The 19,594-nt window shown below is 61.6% G+C and carries 16 protein-coding genes and 3 pseudogenes; 12 read left to right on the top strand and 7 right to left on the bottom strand.

Annotation, left to right across the window (positions count from 1 at the left end; translation table 11 throughout):
* Positions 1-354 precede the first annotated feature (354 nt).
* From G9U53_RS31405 to G9U53_RS31395, 3 genes are read right to left on the bottom strand one after another with little or no spacing between them, the layout of a single operon-like run.
* Positions 355-2,505, bottom strand: a complete 2,151-nt coding sequence (locus G9U53_RS31405) for a hypothetical protein (RefSeq protein ID WP_054186612.1) — start codon at positions 2,503-2,505, stop codon at positions 355-357.
* Positions 2,498-4,579, bottom strand: coding sequence for a DEAD/DEAH box helicase family protein (locus G9U53_RS31400; protein WP_054186613.1), 2,082 nt, complete (start codon positions 4,577-4,579; stop codon positions 2,498-2,500). Before G9U53_RS31400 ends, G9U53_RS31405 begins: the two co-directional genes overlap by 8 nt.
* Positions 4,572-4,985, bottom strand: a complete 414-nt coding sequence (locus tag G9U53_RS31395) for a hypothetical protein (protein ID WP_054186614.1) — start codon at positions 4,983-4,985, stop codon at positions 4,572-4,574. The genes G9U53_RS31400 and G9U53_RS31395 overlap by 8 nt, the downstream gene beginning before the upstream one ends.
* Before the next feature lie 2,236 nt (positions 4,986-7,221).
* Here G9U53_RS31395 and G9U53_RS31390 point away from each other — a divergent pair.
* Positions 7,222-7,653, top strand: a complete 432-nt coding sequence (locus G9U53_RS31390) for a hypothetical protein (protein WP_207624758.1) — start codon at positions 7,222-7,224, stop codon at positions 7,651-7,653.
* 111 nt (positions 7,654-7,764) lie between these two features.
* On the opposite strand, the gene G9U53_RS34110 is transcribed toward G9U53_RS31390, so the two are convergent.
* Complete coding sequence (locus G9U53_RS34110; RefSeq protein ID WP_269747011.1) at positions 7,765-7,899, bottom strand: hypothetical protein; 135 nt, start codon at positions 7,897-7,899, stop codon at positions 7,765-7,767.
* A gap of 626 nt (positions 7,900-8,525) precedes the next feature.
* Here G9U53_RS34110 and G9U53_RS31385 point away from each other — a divergent pair.
* From G9U53_RS31385 to G9U53_RS31375, 3 genes are all read left to right on the top strand, one after another.
* Positions 8,526-9,065 (top strand): hypothetical protein, encoded by a 540-nt coding sequence (locus G9U53_RS31385; RefSeq protein WP_054186616.1) that lies wholly within the window; start codon positions 8,526-8,528, stop codon positions 9,063-9,065.
* Positions 9,066-9,389: 324 nt separating this feature from the next.
* The gene (locus tag G9U53_RS31380) at positions 9,390-9,728 is read left to right on the top strand and encodes a hypothetical protein (protein WP_118605109.1); all 339 of its coding nucleotides are present in this window, start codon (positions 9,390-9,392) and stop codon (positions 9,726-9,728) included.
* Positions 9,709-9,999 carry a hypothetical protein gene (locus tag G9U53_RS31375; protein WP_054186618.1) on the top strand — a complete coding sequence of 97 codons (291 nt, stop codon included), beginning with the start codon at positions 9,709-9,711 and terminating at the stop codon, positions 9,997-9,999. The genes G9U53_RS31380 and G9U53_RS31375 overlap by 20 nt, the downstream gene beginning before the upstream one ends.
* Before the next feature lie 62 nt (positions 10,000-10,061).
* Here G9U53_RS31375 and G9U53_RS31370 read toward each other — a convergent pair whose 3' ends face one another.
* Complete coding sequence (locus tag G9U53_RS31370; RefSeq protein WP_054186619.1) at positions 10,062-10,322, bottom strand: hypothetical protein; 261 nt, start codon at positions 10,320-10,322, stop codon at positions 10,062-10,064.
* A gap of 1,764 nt (positions 10,323-12,086) precedes the next feature.
* Here G9U53_RS31370 and G9U53_RS31365 point away from each other — a divergent pair.
* The 4 genes and pseudogenes from G9U53_RS31365 to G9U53_RS31350 all read left to right on the top strand — a co-directional run bounded on the left by G9U53_RS31365 (position 12,087) and on the right by G9U53_RS31350 (position 15,917).
* Entirely contained in the window at positions 12,087-12,803 is a 717-nt protein-coding gene (locus G9U53_RS31365; RefSeq protein ID WP_054186622.1) for a ParA family protein, read from the top strand.
* On the top strand, positions 12,803-13,723 hold the full coding sequence (locus G9U53_RS31360; protein WP_054186623.1) for a ParB/RepB/Spo0J family partition protein: 921 nt from the start codon (positions 12,803-12,805) through the stop codon (positions 13,721-13,723). The genes G9U53_RS31365 and G9U53_RS31360 overlap by 1 nt, the downstream gene beginning before the upstream one ends.
* A gap of 236 nt (positions 13,724-13,959) precedes the next feature.
* Positions 13,960-15,120: pseudogene (locus G9U53_RS31355) on the top strand (hypothetical protein); the annotation flags it as partial.
* Complete coding sequence (locus tag G9U53_RS31350; RefSeq protein ID WP_165639876.1) at positions 15,120-15,917, top strand: hypothetical protein; 798 nt, start codon at positions 15,120-15,122, stop codon at positions 15,915-15,917. The pseudogene G9U53_RS31355 and the gene G9U53_RS31350, both read left to right, overlap by 1 nt.
* Before the next feature lie 125 nt (positions 15,918-16,042).
* On the opposite strand, the pseudogene G9U53_RS31345 reads toward G9U53_RS31350, so the two are convergent.
* Positions 16,043-16,399 (bottom strand): annotated as a pseudogene (locus G9U53_RS31345) (PDDEXK nuclease domain-containing protein); the annotation flags it as partial.
* Positions 16,400-16,700: 301 nt separating this feature from the next.
* Here G9U53_RS31345 and G9U53_RS31340 point away from each other — a divergent pair.
* Positions 16,701-17,759 (top strand): IS110 family transposase, encoded by a 1,059-nt coding sequence (locus G9U53_RS31340; protein WP_165639875.1) that lies wholly within the window; start codon positions 16,701-16,703, stop codon positions 17,757-17,759.
* A 60-nt stretch (positions 17,760-17,819) separates the two neighbouring features.
* Here G9U53_RS31340 and G9U53_RS34285 read toward each other — a convergent pair whose 3' ends face one another.
* Positions 17,820-18,380: an integrase core domain-containing protein gene (locus G9U53_RS34285; RefSeq protein WP_080656784.1), complete on the bottom strand. Its 561-nt coding sequence runs from the start codon at positions 18,378-18,380 to the stop codon at positions 17,820-17,822.
* A gap of 23 nt (positions 18,381-18,403) precedes the next feature.
* On the opposite strand from G9U53_RS34285, the pseudogene G9U53_RS31330 reads away from it, so the two are divergent.
* The 3 genes and pseudogenes from G9U53_RS31330 to G9U53_RS31320 form a co-directional block, all read left to right on the top strand.
* A pseudogene (locus G9U53_RS31330) lies at positions 18,404-18,867 on the top strand (helix-turn-helix domain-containing protein); the annotation flags it as partial.
* 113 nt (positions 18,868-18,980) lie between these two features.
* A complete protein-coding gene (locus tag G9U53_RS31325; protein WP_155277984.1) occupies positions 18,981-19,142 on the top strand; it encodes a hypothetical protein in 162 nt (53 codons plus the stop codon).
* Between the two features lie 107 nt (positions 19,143-19,249).
* Positions 19,250-19,594, top strand: a 345-nt coding sequence (locus G9U53_RS31320) for a transposase (RefSeq protein WP_347570843.1), incomplete at its 3' end; no start/stop codon positions are given.

Here is a 19,594-nt window from a genome sequence, read left to right as displayed (position 1 = left end):
AGACCGTCCTCTCCGTGGTACAGGTCAAGAGATCGTCTGGCACAACCGAATCGGGTGAGTCGGCTATCGGAATGGGTTTGTCCGCGACACGGTTTTGCGATGTTCCGCCTTCTCCCGCGCGGTGCCGTCTCATGTCCGTTTGTCGTTGAACTCCAACGCGCTTCTTGATCGCAGGACTGCGGCCGCAGAGGTACAAATTTCCATCCCCGGCGGTCGGAAATCGCGCGAGAACTTCTCGTCGCTGCCGCACAGGTCCTACTATCTAGTGACACTCGCAGGCGACCGCGAAACTGACTTGTGTGGACCATGACAGTGTCTGGCGCCCAAGACAGCTGGCTGTCATGTCCTTGGCGGCTAGTGTCTCGACTCGGACTGGGGATCGGCGGACGTGAGCCGGAGTGCTGGGCTGGGGATCATTCGGGCAACTTCTATTGCCTGCTGGTATCTGCACCAGCCGGCCTCCTCGCCTCCGAGATGCTCCCAACGGAAACGTGTAGCGCGGAATTCTCCGAACGATGGTGGCCGGCCGAGTGCCTCGTAAAACTGAAGGTAGCGGAGCGACGCTTCAGCGAGCTGCCCCAACTCTGGGTCCTTGGCATAGCCCGGATCGTGTGATTTCGCTGCGGCGGCCCACCTACCTCCGAGCTGGCCATACACGGCGTACATGAAGTCGAGGGGGCCGCCGAGGAGAAGGCGGTGGCGGGCTGTGGTCGCTGGCGACGGCTCACCCAGCGCGGCATACAAAGCTGCCAGGTCCCCGTTGAACCAGTGATTGGCGGCAGGGGCCGCGAAGCTGGCGAACTGTTTGAAGGTGGGCGGCTTGTTGCTGGCGGCGGTTCTGCGGTTGAACTCGCGTGCGGTGTCGCGTATTTCGCTGTTCCACCGGTGGTGGAGGTAGTCATCGAGATGTTTGTGGGCCCAGACTCGTCGGTGACGAGTGACGATGTCACGAACAGTCTCGAATCCGTCGCGTCGCCGGTCCCAGCCTTCCGACCACGGCTGGACCGGGCCGAGGTGTTGCTCTGCCTGGGTGAGTTCCTCGAACATGCCGGCGTCGATCGGAAAGCCGAGGTCGGCGAGCGCATTGACCTCCTGTCGGTAGCGTTCCGCGATCTCTGTCAGGTTCCTGCTGGTATATGAGTCGCACGCTGACCAGCAAGTCAGTGCGACGCCGTTCCACAGATCTATGGCGGGACCCAATGTCAGCGCCATCTGGTGGTGAGGGTGGAACTCGCTGACAATCCGCCCAGGCCAGCGGGGTAGCGTGATTCCGTCCCAGAGTCGGTCGATGTCATCGCACAGATCTGCCGGCAGTAGTTTCCGGTACAGCGGTGGGGCGGGAATCTGGCCTGTTGCCAGCTCGAAAGCGTCTTCGACGAGTCCTCGAGCCGGCTTCGCTCGAGATTGTTGTACGGAGTGGACGTGATCGAAGGATTGCCACCACCGTCGCATCACTGCGACACGGTCCTCGACTGCTGAGGTTCCGGTGGTGCGGCCTAGCAGTGCGCCCAGCATCCGTTCGAGTTCGTCGACCGGCAGGCCGCTTGTGGCTGCCACCGTCGCCACCTTGTCCGAGCCGCCCAGATATACGCGCGGCTCGGGTAGTGAGGTCAGGATGTTTTCGGCGTCGTTCGGTGGTTCGCCGAGGTAGTCGAGGAACGCCAGCCAGTCGCCACCGAAGAGGCCGGACAGTGCGGCCTGGTAGGTGCCCGTCAATACGGAACGAGCGAGGGGCGGTCCGCTCGTGGTCTTCGAGTAGTACTGAGCGGCCAGCGATTGAATGGACCGTGCCCGCCACCTTCGTACGGTGTCGGAGCCGACTTGCGAGGCGAGGGCTGCCACGAGGGCTTGCTTCGCCGCCATCTGACCGTCGATGCGCAGACGACTCCATTTGCTGCCGTACCGCATATCGGCAAGCTGTTCGGCAACATCGAGGTTCAGGTCCGAGTAGGTGGTGGCGATCAGTCCCCAGAGGTGTCGATGCTGTTCGGCGGTCAAAGGCTTGCCAGAGGTGGTGCGTGCATCGAGAGGAGCGAAAAGTTCGGAGAACACGGGGATGAGCAGCGCCCATATCGCCAGCGCATCGTCATTGGTCCGCAGATCTACCTTCGCAGCGGTAGCATCGCGCGCGGCGTTGACAGCGAACCGGGGATGGAGGTCCGTGAGCGACGGTAGGTTACACATCCCGACCTTGAGCAACGCGATCTGTGGGAGGAACCACGCACCCCGTGACTGCTGGCGTTCAAGTAGATACCGATCGCCAAGCAGTTGACGCTGCTGCGCGTCCAAACCCAAGATGGTGACGGAGTCGGACCTGGTCATGTTCTTATCAACTTTGACAGCGACTCTGACTACAGGGTCGCCGGCGAAGGAACTGGTGAGGATCGCCGTGAGGAGGGCATCGAGTTCTGCGAACTGCTCTTTGCGTCCGGCGGCGTCCTCGGCCTCGAGGATTTCCTGTGGTAGGCATCCGAGGATTCGCCTACCGAAGGTCGGCTCACTCACGGAATTGCCTGGAGATGTTGACGAACTGCTGGAAGTTGACCGGGTCGTCGGTTCCGGCCGCATATTCGGCATACCGCTGGGCCATCGCTGCGAGTTCTCGCTCGTCCCGGTGGGCTTCGATGCGGGACTCGTCGTGGACGACTCGGGCTTCGGTGGCGCCGCGCTCGAACAGGACGAATGCGTCGGGGTGTCCGGCAACGTCGTGACCGCGCGTGCCGGGCACGTCTAGCTCGGTAGCAGACTTCTGCCAGGCGTCCGGCAGGGCATGGACTGTGTGAGGGTCCATGTCGTTTTCCAGATAGATGGTGTCGATGTGGTCGTCGAGGCCGAACTCTGCGTGATAGATGATGTCAAGGAATTGCTGCTCGGGTCCAACTCGGCCGAGCAACGCCGGGTGGTGCAGCACCCGAATACCGCGGCCGATGAATTGGTAGAACTCGTTAAAACTGCCGTAGGCCCGCAGTGGCACAACGACGCAGATGGGCGGAAAGTCGTACCCTTGCGCGAGCATCTTCAACTGCGCAATGCCTTGCAAGTCACCGGTATCGGACTCGAACCGCTGTCTCGTCCGCTTGATGTGGGCGTCGGTCTGGCTGTGGTGCAGGGTGGCGCAGGGAATGCCGTGCTCCTCGGCGATCCGGGCGATCTGCTCGGCATGCCGCTCCCCGAGCGCAGCGAAGAGGACCCGCGGCTTCACCGGATGGAGCAGCTCGGTCTGCGCGTCCAAGACTGCCCTCACCAGACGCATCATCTGACGTATCGGTTCGTTCGACTTCGCGGTAATACGGGCAAGCTTGTGATCGTCAGCGATAACTTTGAGAAGTTCGTCCCGTCCGACGATTTCCTCGCGCGCACCGTCGGGCCACACAAGTTCATACGTCGTCGCTGCCGAGTCGGGCGCGAACCGGTGAACCCGCAGGTTCTTGGCATTGCCATCGGCGATCGAGTCGACAAGCCGGTACCGATACACCACATCAGCGTCGATCGGTTTGCCGTCCAGGCGTTGGAAGCATGCCGACATGAGGAGAGTCCGTGCGTCGGCGAAGTGAGAAAACAACCGCTGGTAGGACTCTGCTGCCGCGATATGAGCCTCGTCGACGACGATGAGATCGATATCGTCGACGTTGAGCTTGGCAAGCAGGTCGTCGGGATCGGTCCCGTTGCCGAGCGAATGAAAGTTCGTGACGATAACGTCGGCAGCGAGCAGCTGCTCTCGGGTGATGGATCTGATGGCGCCGCCCTCACGATCGAGTGTGAGGACGTTCGGGGGCCGGCTTCCGGGTATGAGTGGGCCGCCAGGCAAGCCGTAGAGAACATTGCCGACTGCTTGGTGGTCCCATGCCCGATCGAAGGTGCCTCGAATGACCCTTCCGGGCGTCACGATGAGAGTCCGGCGACGTGTGAAAGCTAGGGAGGCGAGTACTCCCAGTGCAGTTTTTCCGGCGCCGACGCTCATCACGCAGGCAGCGTTGGAGCCGCCTCCGCCGTAGTAGTTCGCCAGGGCGCTGAACGCTTCACGCTGGCACAGACGAAGTGTCTTGTGATTGAGCCTGGTACGCACCTGGTCGAAGTACGAGGTGTCGTTCACCGCGTATTCCTCGGTGGCGACTTCGCGCCATGGCGTCGGATCGAGCGCGTGAAGGGGATCTGGATTCATCTCCGGCACCTCGATGCGAGGGTTGGGATTGATGAACCTGGCCAACCGGGTGTCCGTCGCGAGGATCGTCTGGAGCTGAACCACGCAGCGGCGGGTGTCCGAGCGAATGCCGTCGTAGGTGAACCGAACCATGCTTCGCCCCGTGGCGGCCAAGTCGTTCTGGCGGAACCGGTCGTACGTGAACGCGGACCGGGTACCGTGGAACTCGAAACCGTCGAGCTCGACCGCGACACGCTCCGTCTCGCCGACCAATTCGTAATCGATGAGATAGCTGCGGCCGTGCACCTCGGCGGGTTGCTGCGCAACGACATGGGCCTCGAGGCCTGGCAGGCTCGCAGGGCCGAGGACCCAGCGTAGAAAGGCATACTCGAGAAACGAGGTCGATCGCAGCTTCGCGTGAAGATCGATATCATTCATCATCCGCCTCGGCATCGAGGGCAGCGACCCTTTCGGCAATTGCTGCCCGCCCGGGGTACGCGCCGAATTGCTCGCCGATGTCCGCGACCACAAGGGCATCGCGCCAAGCGCCTTCGCGGGTGTAAAGCGTGATCAGGCGACCAAATGCCGGCACGTTGAAATACTGCAGCTCGTCACCGAACATGATCGCATCCGGACACGCCTGAATGAGGCTCACATCCAGCCACGATAAGGACTCGACGTGCGCTAGGAGGAGTGGCTCACTTCTCCGCCGTCTCCAGAGTTCTTGGATCACATCCTGAATTGCGAAGTGGTAGTCCTCCACTTCGCCCGGTACTTCCAGGGTTTCGTAGAGGTTTCGAAGCATGGCGTCCACGCTCATGTCGGCGATGTTCAGGTCGAACATCCGCTGAGCAGCTGGACTCGACGAATCGTCTGGCTCATCTAGCATCGCGACCCGATTGTCACCAAGGTGAAGCTCTCGTGGACGAGTCTTCGCGGTCTGTAACCGCCGCCGATCGATTCCATGCGGAGTCCGATGAGTGACTCCGGGAATGTCCCCGTATCGCTTGTACCACTCCGTGTTCATGGCGGCACCCATTTTCGTTGTGGCTTACCACAAGTCAGCGTACGGGCCACAAGGCTTGGGGGATAGATAGAGCTTTGAGATTTCCTGGTGCTCAGGACTCGCCAGGCCGCCATTCGACATCGGTTCCACCATCGGCGCCAACTCCGCCCTCGTCCTGGAACCTTGTGCCGCCGTGACGGTCAGAGACGTCCTGATTGAGGATCGGGGCAGGGGGGCACCGTCGAAGCCCAAATTCCGCGTCGATTGATTGCGGTGACGGCAAGTTCCGCGTTGGCTGCGTCAGAGACAGTATCTCTACGTGTGTGAGGTGGATTATTGGCTTGAAATGGCAAGGGAATTGTTAATTGCATCGAGCTCCGACTGTGTTTTGTGGAACCCCGGCTTGATCATGTGGTCACTGATGCCGGCTGGGGGGAGTTAAGGCGTAGTACGCAGGACAGTGGTGTGTTCTGGATCGGTGGGGAGCCACCGGTCGCCGACCGCATTTTTCCCATGTGGAGCGTTTCGAAGTCCAAAATGATTGTGGTGTGGACGTTTTCGCGTGATTCGTTGTCGTATACGGGTTGGGGGCCACGGTCGTCACGCATACGAGGGTATCGAGCAGTCCGAATCCGATTATCATTGCCGCATCCGCCGCCCCTATTCCGGATCCGCGGGGTGTTGCGTTGCTGGTTACGGCTATCCGTGAGTCTCCCCGGCAATGTGCCTGTGGGCATCGGCACCGCGTCACTGTCGAAGTTCACCCGGGTTCGACTAGGTGGTAATTCGACCTTGCTGGTGTCACTTTTCGGTATTGGCGGTTGGTGATGGTGGTGGCGCGTCGGGGTGACTCGTTCGACGGAAGTACAGGAGGAAGCTGTATTGGCCTCGTCGACCGGTTTATGGTGCGTGGGTGAGGAAATGCGGGGGAGTGACGCGTTGGTGGTCGTGGGGTGTTGTTTGGTGTTGGGGGCGTTCGGTGCTTTCGCGTCCTTGGGGGTCGGGGGTCTTCGTATGAGCTGCGCAGCCGACTCTGCTGTGGCGTTAGGCCATTCGTCCTCATTCCTGTTCGCCGCTCAGCGCGGATTTAGACTCGCCGCTAAGACGGGTGTCGCCGTGCAGCATGAGTCGGTCACGGGTGGCGCTCGCGAAGGGCCCCAAAAGCACCTCTACGGACCAGAATCGATCGGCCCAGGACTTGTCCGTCTGCGGGTAAGCGGTCAGTCTCAATTTGCGGGTTAACCTGCATGGGCAACCAGCGCGAAAGGCGTCGACAGGGCCATGATTAGTCATCCAGAGATCAGGTACGTCGTACCGCCGGTTGACATGAACGGGGTGGCGACAGGCCAAGCCCCCCGAAAGCGACATGACCTGGACTGCGGGCACTTCACATTCGTCAACGGCACAGTTCTTGGCACATCTCACGTAGCCACCGACGAACAGATGCGAAACTTGCCACCCTGCCGGGACTGCGTGAGCCGAACGTCCTCCGACGAACGCGAATCGCGGGCACGAGGCTCCGCAGGCCCAACTGGACCGTTGTGCCCGACCTGCTTTGTATCCGCGCCGCTCAACGGAGAATGCGATATCTGCGACTGAGCGGCCCGCCGGAACTGATAGGCGCATTGAAGATGCGGCCCTGCCCGAATCTCGCGCCATTGAACATCTAGAACGAGTGTGGTCTCATCGCATCCCCTGTCCTTGGGATGGGATACCCGACTTCGGTGTAGTTAACAGACATGACGAACCTAGATTCCGCCCCCGAAGCGGCAGGCGAGGTAAAGTTGTCAAACTCACGATCTGGATCCACCTGATCGGCGGCCGGCCACCTTCGGTGTCCCCCGACATGAACTCCTCTGCGCTCGGTTCGGTGAAAAGCATTGATTTGTTTTTGACTTCTGGCCTTCCGATTCTCGTCGGCGGTGACCTGCGCGCAACCCCTGGCGGCGCAAGTGCCGGCCGATGGCTCCGAGAAATTTTCGCCACTCGCATGCTTCCGCCAAAATTTTCTCGGCCCAGGGGTGGCGCGCCGTGCAGCCTCCCAACGCCTCGCCGCCGTCCGCGAAGGCCGATCATGACCACACCGAAGAAGGAAGTGCCCCTCATGAGTACCGAACCTGATACCAGCCGCCCAGGTTGGAAAGCCCGGACGATCTTCGGAATGATCGGCATCGCCACCGCGATCAGTTTCTTTTCCATGGGAAGCACCCGAACCCTCATCGCAGGCCTCGCCCTTCTCGGTCTACCACTTCACGGGAGCGATCATCCTCCGACGATCGCTCCCCTCGCGCAGGCAGGAACCCAAACCGTGAACGACGATGTACACGACGCCTGGCAGTTGCACCACCATGGAGCCGACTGGGACGAGATCGGCACCGAAATTGGATGTAGCCCCACCACCGCGCAAACTTTTGCAGCCGCTACGAGAAGCGCACCGACAACGCCGCAGCCCAAATCCAAAACACGCTGTTCTGACACCACCCCCGCAGGTCCGTTGATCGCGTGAAACAGGCAATGGGCAGGGAGAATGGACAGAGTCTTCTTCGATGAACTCCTCAAATCCTGGTAGGACCATCGACTGGCAGAAAGTCCACGCCTCCGCAGTACAAGCAGCCCGCTACGTCGCGATGGAAGCAACCCACACCCGCTCCGCGACGTCCTCTCCGCCGACATACACCGCAACAACGCCGGACCGCCCACACTCGCCGACAACCACGGCGACGTCATCCACCTCGAGGTCGTCGAGCACCACAAAGCGATGATCGACCTTCTCCGCAGTGGAAACCGGGAACCGTACAACCCCAACGAACTCAGCGACCTCGCCAACCGAGCCCGCATGAGCTTCCCCGCACCACCCACACCGACGCCGCACCGCGGCTGCCGAAAACCCGGAACAGCCACGGCCGCAACACCGAAACGCGAACACGGGCCTCGGGCGCGACTGAGTCTCAAGCTCTCCATATCCGGTTCCGATAGTGAGCGCGCCGAGGGCAGCGGCGTAGGTGGCTGCGCAGATGTTTACCGGATGCGTTTCTCGCGGGATGCTCGAACATCGTGGCCGAGGACGGAGAAATCTGCTTGCAGTGCCGCCGCATCTTCTGGCGACATGATCAGGCCCGTAACCGAGCGGCAGCGCGCCGCGACCACCGAACCCGCACGGTCCCGCCGCGACCGGAGCGCAGGTGTTGACCCGACGCAATCAACGATGCTGGCTGTGCGAGCAACGCCCGCGCCTCTATCTGCGTCGGCGGCCAGTGGGGGTGCCGCGACTAGCAGGCGGCCTGTCCCGTTTCGTCGTTGTCAGGTCCGCGCTGCCACAAGCGAGTAATCTGACACTGCACCAGGGTCGGGATAGATCCCACATGGGAGGCTAACGCCATGCGTCGTGCAGTACTTCGTCGTTCGTTCGTGGCTCGGACTGCGGCATCCGTGGCCGTTCTCGCTCTTCCTCTCTGCTCGTCCGCCACCGCGGCGGCGAATCCGCCACCGGCCCCGGCAGAGACGACTACGGAGTTCCAGGTCCCGGTACGTTTCGTCGCGGGATGCCTGTTGCTGACAGTGTTGGCCTGTGACTACCCGCTGCCGCTGTCGACAGTCACGCCGTCGGCAACGACGGGTGCTCCCGGCGATGTGACCTTTCGCGCAGAGCGTTCACCGTCGAACTCGACCTACTGCATCATTGTGGTTGTGAACTGGCGGAACCTGACCACCGGCGTCGCCGGCACGACCATGCTCCAACGCGTCGAGCCGGACTACAGCCGGCTCGTCGCTCCGGAGGATTGGTGCCGGTACGTCCCCGCGACTGCGGTCACCGGCAGTGGCACGATCGCTGCGGTCGCCGACCTCGGCGCATACGCGCTTGCCGACGGGTATCAGATACTGGTCAATCCTGGTCTGGGCACCGTCCCCGTCCCGTAGCGCGCGTGTGCGCGGTGGTCGGGCTTCGAGTGCGAGATCGTGTGTGAGTGGTGCGCGCAGATGCGTCTCCGATAACCGTGTGAGCTGGATGCTCTCGCGATACGCGTTCGGAACCCATGCAGAAGAATGCTAGGCGCAATGAGGGTCCAAACCCCACCACCCGCATGGAGTCACAGACTGCAGAAAGATGAGCCATTCGTCCGGTAGATCCTTCAACCACCACCAGAGCCTCGCGATCACCCCAGACTGCGGCTGTCGATCAGCGGCACCTGTCCTAGCGGGACGTACATCAACGGAAAGAGATTGTTTGTCACTACAGTGACCATGTCCAAGAAGATATTCCACAATCCGCTCGTCCGAAACCGCCGCCGGATGATCGCCGTTCTCGCGCGGGGACCGTTGACTGTGTTCGTCATGAGGTGTCTCTCGCTCGCTACTTGGCACGGGTCCACTTGGTGGCGCGAGTCCGCGGCCGAGCGGGAGGGTCAGCAAGGAGGCGGCGACGTCGTGGCGGTTGTCCTGCCATTCGATTTCGCCGATACCGCAGTCCGCGGCAGCCTGTTCGCCGCGAGTGCACGCACGCAGGGCATCGTCTTCACCGCGGCCGGTGACCCGACACTGCGAGCGAGTAGATCATTCCGTGGTGACCGCTGCCTGGTTTGAGGTCGGAGCGCCGATGCGCGGACTCCGAGGACGCAACCTCCGACGATCCGTCCGTGACCTTGTCCTTTCGGCCTTCGCCGAGCGCCGTGCCCGGTTTGCGGTGACGTCTTTGGCGGCGGCAGGGCGGGCGTGGGCGGCTTCGACGGAGTCCATCCGCACCATGACCGGGCGGATCGTCGGTGCGGCGGCAATCTGGTCGTCACCCGGATCGGGTTCGGCACCGGTGAGCAGTTCCGCGAGCCGCAACGGACCGAGTTCGACAGCTCGATAGCTTGCGGCCGAATGGTGCCTACTCGGGTGTTCCGGTTGCTGGCGCCTTCCATCAGCAAGTGCCTACGACTTCGGGAATATCAACGCTGCGTACGAGTAGTGCCCCTCCCGGGCAGGGCTCACCCGGTCGAAGTGCTGTCCGTACGAGCGGATCGCCGGAAGGATCTGCTTGGCCCGATCCTCGGAGGCGATCGTGGCTTTCGCCGAGGTTTCGTGCGGGGTCATGTCCGTCGGTGCCGACCGGCCCATCAGTTCGCTTCCGCGCACGGACGAAGAGCGTTTCGCGAATCCGGCCACGGTCCGTCCGAACGCGACCGAGGTCACCGCCCATGCCTGATTGCTGCGCCTTCCTTCGGCGACACCGCTGCATGGCGATCAGTACTGTGTACTGGTTGTTGTCGGCAGGGAAATTGGTCGCCAGCGCGAACAGAGCGTTGCGACCGGTGCCAAGTCAGAACCGCTGGTTCCGTCCGGTACAGCGGACGGGTTCGGCAACCGCTCCGATTGCCGGGTTGCCGTAGCGAGAGTCCGAATGGGCCCAGGGGTGATCGCCTCGGCGCAGTAACGTCTTTGATAACGCGTTGTCGGGCGCGAGGCGCCCGCGGTTCGTGGAGTAGTCGATGCGACTTCGGGAGATCAAATGCGGGCGCGTTCGTCTGCGATGACACATTCGTCGGAGGGCGGTCGCAACTGGAACGCTCGCTGGGTGGGGATGGCTGGCGCGCGCGTGCCGGTCAGCCGTTTACCGCGGTAAACCATCGTCGAAGCCCGGCTGAACACAGCGCCTGTCGTTTCGCCCGAATTTTCATCGAAGGCCGGCGCGCCCCTTCGTATTCCGCTGAACATACGGGACGATTTGCTTGCAGTGCCGACGTTACGGTTCGCCGTGCCCGCGTGTGGACCGGGAACGTCCACGGAAGCTGGTTGCTGTCGCGAGTTGCGGAGCGTCCGCTCTGCGCAGGATTCTGCCGAAGCGCGTTTCTCTAACGAGATTGGTGGGCGCGTGTCCTTCTGCGTTCGTCGACTCAGGCGTGCACAAATAGTTACGCTCCTCGACCTTCCTGGCAGTTTTCGGGAATGCGTGGGATTTGTGAGAGTAGATTTGTGCGGGGCGGGAGACCCGCGCGCGTAACGTCACTGTGACGGAACGAGTATCGCCATATTGGGCGTCGTCAGGCGACGGTTGTCGCGGGTCGGCGGTATAGCTCGCGGTTCTTGATCATGCCGGAGTGCACATCGCAGGCGACTGGCGAGGCAGATGAGGGAGGTGTTGTGTTTTTGCGTTCGGCTCGAGTGCGGTTTCCCGATCGGGCGGACGAGCAAGCCGGGCCTGGAAGTCAGGACCCGGGAAAGAGGGTGGGCATCGAGCATCCCTCCATGTTGCCGCGGATAGATTTTCGGTGCTGGAGAATCTCTTCAGTCAAACAGCAAGTTTCAGAACACGACCTCAGCGGTGGTAGTTCCAGCAACAGCAACGGTCTGCGCCGCGAGCGCGGTACATGTATCTACGGCCGATCGCGCGTCCATACGCGGTGCGTATTTGTGGCGAGTGCAGTCAGTGTGCGGGTGCCGGCCGTGCGTATACCCACCGGGCCTCCGTAACGGGACAGGATGTTCAGCACCGCTGGATGCGATATCCGAGGGCATAGGACCCGTTCAGTTCAGGGCCGGTGAATCCCGGCAAGCAGCCCTCGGATTCGGTTACTGATGCGGGTGGCTGCGCCAGCCGAATCGTCGTCGTTTTCAGATCGGTTCGGAGCGGCTTCGAGTGTACCCGGAGTCTTTCCGTTTTGAACGGGCGCAACTCGGCTGAAGTGGCATGGTAGCGGGAACCGAGTGTGCTGATCGTCCGATTGCTCGAGCGGGGTGGCGCACGTTGCTGCGATTGTGTTTCCTGCGTCCACGACCCACCACTTGGGGCCGATAACTGCTATAGCGCAGTAATCAGCCGCTTGGCGTGGGTCGATTTCTCGGTTCACCACAGGGTGCGTTAGCCTGATTTCAGTCATCCCGGTGCACAGAAGAGATTGTCACGGGGGGCGTCCGAAGTAGCTCCGAACTGCGGGGTGAAGTAAACGGAGGTTGTCGATGGCAGTGCATGTTGTTTTGAATCAAAAGGGTGGTGTCGGAAAGTCCACCCTGACAATGAATCTCGCAGCAGTGAAAGCTCACGTACTCATTGGCGATTCGGATATCGAGTCGCCGGTAGCGGCTATTTCGGTGGATCCGCAGGGTTCCGCAGTGTGGTGGGCCGATCGCGTCGAAGGTTCCGGCAATGAGTTGCCGTTCAAAATTGCTCAGGCACATGATAATCCGGAGATTCTGAGTCGCCTCCACGAGCTTCCCGGAATAGGGCACGTCTACGTCGATACACCGGGTTGGATTGATTTCTCCAGTAACGGCAACGGCGGGGACTCGTTGGGTGTCGGAGCGTCAGGTGATGCGTTGCGGGCTGTGCTTTCTATCGCTGATTTGATCATCGTTCCGATCGAGCCCGAGCCGCTCTGTTTTGATCCGACGGCTCGTACGATCAAGAAAGTCATCGAACCTCTGGGTAAGAAGTTCGTGGTCGTGATCAATAATTGGGATCCCAGGGATGGCAAGGTTGACCTCGAACAGACCCGCGCCTTCGTTAACGCTCAGGGTTGGCCGCTGGCACGAACTGTGGTGCGGCATTACAAGGTTCACACGCGCGCCGCGGCTGACGGCCGTGTGGTGACCGAGTACGACGCCAACCGTGTTTCCTTGCAAGCCCGGGAGGACTTCTACAAGCTGAGCCTAGAACTGGAAGCGGGCACCCGCTGATGGCGCGAAGGGGTGGCAGGATCGATCTCGCTTCGCTCGCGGGTGCCGTGGGGGAGTATTCGTCCGTCGATCGAACTCCGGCGCCGACCTCGACGAGCAGGGGCGGGACCGAGAAATCTATCGACGGTGCCTTCTTTGCAGATGTTCCGTTGGGGGAGTTGGTCGGGAATCCTCGGAACCCGCGTCGCCGGATGGGTGATTTGTCGGACCTGTCGACTATCGCGGATCGGCAGCTCCAACCTGGTGTGGTCGTCACGAAGGCGACCTGGCTGACGATTTTTCCTGCGGACTCGAATCTTGTTGGCGCTGCACGGTATATCGTCGTCAACGGGAATCGGCGTCTGGCAGCGTCGAAAGAGTTCGGGCGCAAGGGCATGGACGTCATTGTCCGCGACAGCATTGCGACAAGTTCGGAGTCGATTCTCGAAGCAGCGATCATCGAGAACATCGGTCGCCGCGACTTCGATGTTCTCGAAGAAGCGGAAGCGGTTGAAGCGCTCGTGGCTGAATGCGGCAGTGCGGATGCTGCGGCTGAGCGACTCGGTCGATCCAAGGGGTGGGTATCTCAGCGGCGTGCCTTGCTCAAGCTGACACCGGAACTGCAAGAAAAGCTCCGTGCGGGTGAGATTGCGATACGGCTGGCGCGGTCTCTGGCTCAAGTCCCATTCGAAGGGCAGGTCAAGGCCTGGCGTATCGCGCAGGAGCGCGCCGAAAAGCAGTCTGCTGAAAAGGTATCCGACGATGTGAATTCGGGAGTCGAATCGGTCGAGTCGGTGGCGGCGGCTGCCACTGTCAAGGCTGTCCGCTCCTTGCGGTCACTGCGCCAGCAGGGCGTGCGCCCGGAATTACTGGCGGATGCATTACGTGAGATCTACACCGTAGAAGAATGTCGTTCGCTCCGCGATGCGCTTGAGCAATAGACGCTGGAGGCTATGGCCGAGAGTGACGCTAGTTCCTGTGGACTGGAGATTGGACTGGTTGGTCTTCACGGCGAGGCGTGGGGGAACACCGACGTTTGTGACAGTCGTGCGTAACTTCCGCGTTGTGGTGCGGTGCCGGAAGTATCGGTCGTCGTTAGGCTGAGAAGCTTTACGGTTCGGGTTCCGGCGAAAATTGTTGCGATGCAACAGTTGTAGGTGAATCCTTGCCCTACCGGAACAAAGAATTCGGGCCGGGCAATCGCGTGGGGGATATGGGGGTCCTCGGATCCCCGGCCGGCGGAACCTACCTCCCCGACGACGACCTCCCCGCTGCACAGGAACTGGGACGCCGACTCGCGTGGTGCGCACAACACCTCGGCGTGCTACCCGGCCCCACCCCTGCACGCACCGGCGCCGCCATCGTCGACAAGATCAAACGCGACCGCACCCGTAGCGGTAAGGGAATCGTCGTCACTGTCGGTGGGCCTGTCCCGCCGCTGGACGGCGAACCCCGCGGAGATCTCGAACCTGCCCTCGGATGGACCCGCATCCCGCACCTCGAAGAACTTTCCGATGCAACACAACTGGTATCGATAGACCAACGAGCGGCGTACCTCGCTTCCGCTGGCATGCTCGAATTCGGCTACGGAAAACCTCGACATCTTCGCGGCGAGAACGCGCTCGACGCCGCGCGGCAATCGAAAACCCCGTTCGGACTCTGGCGTGTAACCCTCCCACCGGGTGACATGCTGGCGCTCCCACCCGCTCTACCGTTGCCTCACCCACACATGCTCGCCGACCAACCTGTGCAGACCTGGATCACCACCGTCAGCCTCGATGCACTTCAAACGTCCATCGCCGATGGCGGAATCGGCGCAGAACTCGACGACCTCGACATCGCAGAAGCATGGGTCTACCCCGAACAGGGACGGGCCCTCGACAAGTGGGCGAAATTCTTGCGAGAAGCCCGCAAAGTTGCCGTCGACACCGGCGACACAGCAATGAAACGGTTCATCGGCGCCTGCTACAAGGGTTACATCGGCCGAATGGTCAACCCCGACATGTGGACCGCCAAACAAATGCAACACCACCACCAACCGCTCTGGCGAGCAGCGATCATCGCACACTGCCGCTGGCGAGGCCGCCGCGTCGCGATGCGCATCGCACGCGAAACCGGGCGTTGGCCACTGCGCACCGTCACCGACTCCTGGGTCTACCCCCTGCCCCCGGGCATCGACATCGCAGACGAGAGTGACGCACTCGGGAAAATGACTCTGGAAAAGAGCGCCCCGCTCACCGAAAACATAACCGTCATGCTGACCGACGCCCGCGACACCCACGAGATCAACCTCGCACTCAAAGCTGCGTTCACCGACGAAGATGAAGGAAACATATAGTGGCCCTGCATCTTCCGAAACCACGATCAACCAAACCCGCACAGAAGACCGTCGGCTTGGACGGACTCAACGTATCCGTCTCGACAGCAGCGACCAGTGGTGTCGAAAAATCGAAATCGGTCAAAAGTGGGGGATTGGCCGGACTCACCAGCAAAGTCTCCGTACGCCAGCTCCGTACGGAAATCGGCAAAGAAGGCCTACGGCAAGCAGCTGTCGACGCCGGGAGAAAGCCACCCTCTGACCGAACACTGCGCCGTTGGGCGCAGCAAGGACGAATCCCGCACCCCGACGTCACCGAACGCGCCAGGCGGCGAGCCGCCATCGAACGCCTCGGTGGAATCGACGCTGTCGCAAAGAAGATCGGCCGTTCACGATCAGCGGTCTCTCGCTACCGTTCCGGCGAAACGAACGAACTGCGCGCTGACGCGAAAAAGAAACTCAAGAACGTCAAAGCTCGCGACATCATGGACCGCGCCGGCGTACTACGACCCGACGGGCAACCCAAAAAGGCCACCATCCGAGTCCGCGGGGGAGTGTCCGTCCGCAACGGTTCCGAAGAAGGTTACGACTATCGAGTGCGTACCCTCGACTTCGCGAACTCCGACAGTCCCTTCAGTCTCGACGAAACATGGGAACTCGCCATGGCTTTGGCAGGCGACGATCATGCCCGGGTGGTTGCCATCCTCGAACGTCACGCCACGATGGATTACCCTGAAAACAAGGGATTCGACCAGTACGGCGACACTTTCGGATTTCACTTCGATTCCATCGAATCCGTCCACATCGACTGGACATAGAACTGCCCTGCCCCCTCGCGCCGGGCAGGACCAGGCATCTCGTTCGCAGACCCTCGTGCGAAACACCGGTAGCGATCTCGGCACCAGAGGATATGTCGGCCAGATTCGGAATCGAATGGCGCCTCTCAGCCGGAGTTGTCAGGTTTGACGGGCAGTTGGGAGTCGAGTTCGGAGACGGTGGCTTCCACAGCTGCCGCGATCTCGTCGTCGGTAGGGACGAGATCGCGAACCTGGGAGGGGAGAGTCTCATAGGTGTAGTCGGCTACGGCGAGGGGTGCAGTTGTCCCGGCAAGTGAATACCGGACGACGTTGTCGTTGCGGCCGGCGCAGAGCAAGATTCCCACAGTCGGTGCGTGGATGTCCTTGTTGCGTAGGTTGTCGTCGATCCACGAAACATAGAACCCGAGCTTCCCGACATACTCCGGCTCAAACCTGGTGACCTTCAACTCGACGACAACGAACCTCGCTTGCACCCAATTGAAGATCTGAAACGCATCTGTAAGTGTTTGTAGTGGCCGGCCCGGGGCCGGCTGACAGGATAGGTGTCGTCGCTACAACGCCGTGTGACTCATGAATCGCTTTGCTCCTTCGTGGTGCACTGGCCGGGGTTTGTCCACTCTGTTGTGGTGGCGACGCCGGTCCGGTCTTGCTTCGGTGGCTTGATTAGAAGCCTGCCCGACCTCGTTGCCGCGAGGTCGTGGCCCGTTACAGGCCTGCCTCGAAGTGCTCTTTCCGGGCCGACGCCGACAACGACGTCGCCCATCGGAAAGGACATCCGTCGCTATGCCTATCGTCGCAGATAACTACGAAATCGTCATCGGGGTCGATACTCACGCCGCCGCCCACGCGCTGTGCGTCGTGGCCGCCGCAACTGGTGCGGTGCAGGACAAAGCAAGTTTTCCAGCAAGCCCGGCGGGTCTTGATCGGGCCCGCACGTGGATTGCACACAGAGTAGGTCAACAAGCCGCCCTCGTTGTCATCGAAGGCATCGGCTCCTACGGCGCCGGACTCTCCGACCGCGTTCTCGCGGCGGGATTCCCGGTAGCCGAACCCTCCGTGATGGGGTCGGCGGATCGCAGAGGAGTCGGTAAGACCGACGATCTCGACGCCGCTCGTATCGCCCGATCAGTTCTGTCTGTCGACATCGATCGACTGCGTCGACCACGAGCGGACGGATCGCGAGTGGCGATGCGCGTTCTCGTGGTCGCCCGAGAACAGATGACGTGTGAACGGACGCGCACCATCAATGCGTTGACGGCTTTGGTTCGCACCGTCGAACTTGGTGTGGATGCACGAAAATCGTTGACATACAGTCAGTTAAAGGAGATCGCAACCTGGCGGGCTCGGTCCGAGGACGCCACCACTGCGACGTGCCGAGCAGAGGCCGTGCGACTAGCCAAGAGGATTCGTGCGCTCGATGCGGAGTTGGTTGACAATCGAAAGTCTCTCGACGCATTGGTGAAGACCAATGCGCCGGAACTGACTGCCGCGGTCGGGGTCGGGGCAGTGGTTGCAGCGACTGTCCTGATCGCGTGGTCACATGCAGGTCGGGTGCGCTCCGAGGCCGCATTCGCCTCGCTCGCCGGGACCTGCCCGGTCCCGGCTTCATCAGGTAACACGGTGCGCTACAGGCTTAATCGGGGCGGTGACCGCCGATTGAACAGAGCACTGACCACGGTTGTGATCGTGAGGATGCGGGTTGATCCCCAAACTCGCACCTATGTCGAACGTCGACGAGGAGAAGGCCGCACGACCAAGGAGATCATGCGATCCCTCAAGCGTTACGTCACCCGGCAGCTGTACCGGACACTTGCCACTGCACACCCAATCTTGGAGTCTTGACAGATATAGAAGCATCCCGGCAAGTCCGGAGACTGAACCGTGCCGGGTTTCTTGCCGCTCCTATGCTGGCGACATCTCCGGCTGGAGAATCGATAGTTGAGAGTAATAGACGGCTTCGAACTCGTCGGGAGTGACGTAGTTCAAGGTGCTGTGCAGACGGCGGGTATTGAACCAATCCACCCATTCTATCGTCGCGAATTCGATGTCGTCGATCGTCTTGATCGCCCCTTGCAGAAACGGACTGCTCTTGGAAACTTCTTCTGTCTTGAACAGTCCGATTGTCGACTCCGCAAGGGCGTTGTCGTGGGCGTCGCCGACGCTTCCAATTGAAGCCGCAATCCCTTCCAGTGCAGCCGTTTCCGCGAAGGAAATTGATGTGCACTGATTGGGCTCAACCGGTGGAAGCAACACCTGAGGCCAGGAGGGTGTTGTGGGCAGACCATCGGATTGGGCGCGGGAGGTGACGGGCAGGGCTCCGATGAGGTCACCGAAGAGCGCCGGGCCATCCTCGGTCGAAGGACCGAGATTTCTTGGGACCAGATCGCCACAGGCAAGCTTCCTTGCGAGGCTGCTGACGCTGTCGGCGTGGGACAACCTGTGGGCCAGCGGTTGTTCCGGCACGCTGGCGGGCTGAGACCGTATCCATGGCCCGCGCCGGCAGGTACCTCTCTCTGGAAGAGCGTGAGGGCATCGCGATCCTGCGCGCCACCGGCCACGGGGCGCGCGCGATCGCGAGTGTCATCGGGAGGAGCCCGTCGACGATCTCGCGGGAGTTGCGGCGCAACGCTGCGACCCGGGGCGGCACGCTCGACTACCGTGCCAGCGTTGCGCACTGGAAAGCCGAGTTGTTTGCCCGTCGCCCAAAGTCCGCCAAGCTGGCTGAGAATGAGCGGTTGCGCGAGTACGTCGAGGACCGCCTTTCGGGCAAGATCACCCTGCCGGGCGGCGCTGCTGTCGCCGGACCGTTCGAACGGCAATGGAAGGGTTTGAACAAGCCGCATCGTCAGGACCTCCGATGAGTGAAAGCGTGTAGCCCGGAGCAGATTTCGCACCGGCTGCCCATCGACTTCCCGATGACGAGTCAATGCGGATCAGCCACGAGGTCATCTAAGCCTGGATCCACTGACGAGCCTCTGAAAGTCAATTCGAATCGAAGACAGCGGTGGCGGCGGGTCTGCGGATCGGGATACCCGCGTTTCTCAGCCATGTGGTCAGGGAACCATGGGATATGCCGAGATCGGCGGCGATCCCGGCTACGGTCGCGCCGTCGGTATCGCAGTACAGCGCGACGCAGTCGAGCTGTACTGGCATGGCCCCGTTCACTGGGGACATGCCAGTGACGCAGTCGCCGATATCGCTACGGAAACCGGCGTGGAGGAATGATCGAAACCTGTGGATCCCGGGAGGACGCACCTTCCCGGATGATGATCTGTACACGAACAGGATTCTGATCAAGTCCAGCGCGCCAACGCTGGCGGGAAGGTACGCCCGTGCTCACGATAGTGGACTACGACGACGACTCCAACGAGACCGGCCAGGCAGTCGGCGCGGGCCGCTCGTTGCTCGACGAGATCGTCCGCGACGGCGCCCGGCAGATGCTCGCCGCAGCCCTGCAGGCCGAGGTCGCCGACTACATCGCCCGGCATGCCGGTGAGATCGACGACAACGGTCACCGGCTGGTGGTCCGCAATGGCTACCACGCCGAGCGCGAGGTGGTCACCGCCGCCGGCGCGGTGGCGGTGAAGGCGCCGCGGGTCAATGACAAGCGCGTCGACCCCGACACCGGTGAACGTAGGCGGTTCTCCTCGACGATCCTGCCGGCATGGGCCCGCAAA

The sequence above is a fragment of the Rhodococcus sp. D-46 genome, assembly GCF_011290655.1.
Taxonomy (GTDB): Bacteria; Actinomycetota; Actinomycetes; order Mycobacteriales; family Mycobacteriaceae; genus Rhodococcus_F; species Rhodococcus_F qingshengii.
This window is presented reverse-complemented; position numbering and strand designations above follow the sequence as displayed.

Bases quoted from the DNA above. Each gene is read 5' to 3' on its own strand.
- G9U53_RS31400 (WP_054186613.1), bottom strand. From the start codon at position 4,579: ATGAATGATATCGATCTTCACGCGAAGCTGCGATCGACCTCGTTTCTC.
- G9U53_RS31395 (WP_054186614.1), bottom strand. From the start codon at position 4,985: ATGTTCGACCTGAACATCGCCGACATGAGCGTGGACGCCATGCTTCGA.
- G9U53_RS31390 (WP_207624758.1), top strand. From the start codon at position 7,222: ATGACCACACCGAAGAAGGAAGTGCCCCTCATGAGTACCGAACCTGAT.
- G9U53_RS31385 (WP_054186616.1), top strand. From the start codon at position 8,526: ATGCGTCGTGCAGTACTTCGTCGTTCGTTCGTGGCTCGGACTGCGGCA.
- G9U53_RS31380 (WP_118605109.1), top strand. From the start codon at position 9,390: ATGTCCAAGAAGATATTCCACAATCCGCTCGTCCGAAACCGCCGCCGG.
- G9U53_RS31365 (WP_054186622.1), top strand. From the start codon at position 12,087: ATGGCAGTGCATGTTGTTTTGAATCAAAAGGGTGGTGTCGGAAAGTCC.
- G9U53_RS31360 (WP_054186623.1), top strand. From the start codon at position 12,803: ATGGCGCGAAGGGGTGGCAGGATCGATCTCGCTTCGCTCGCGGGTGCC.
- G9U53_RS31340 (WP_165639875.1), top strand. From the start codon at position 16,701: ATGCCTATCGTCGCAGATAACTACGAAATCGTCATCGGGGTCGATACT.
- G9U53_RS31325 (WP_155277984.1), top strand. From the start codon at position 18,981: ATGGGATATGCCGAGATCGGCGGCGATCCCGGCTACGGTCGCGCCGTC.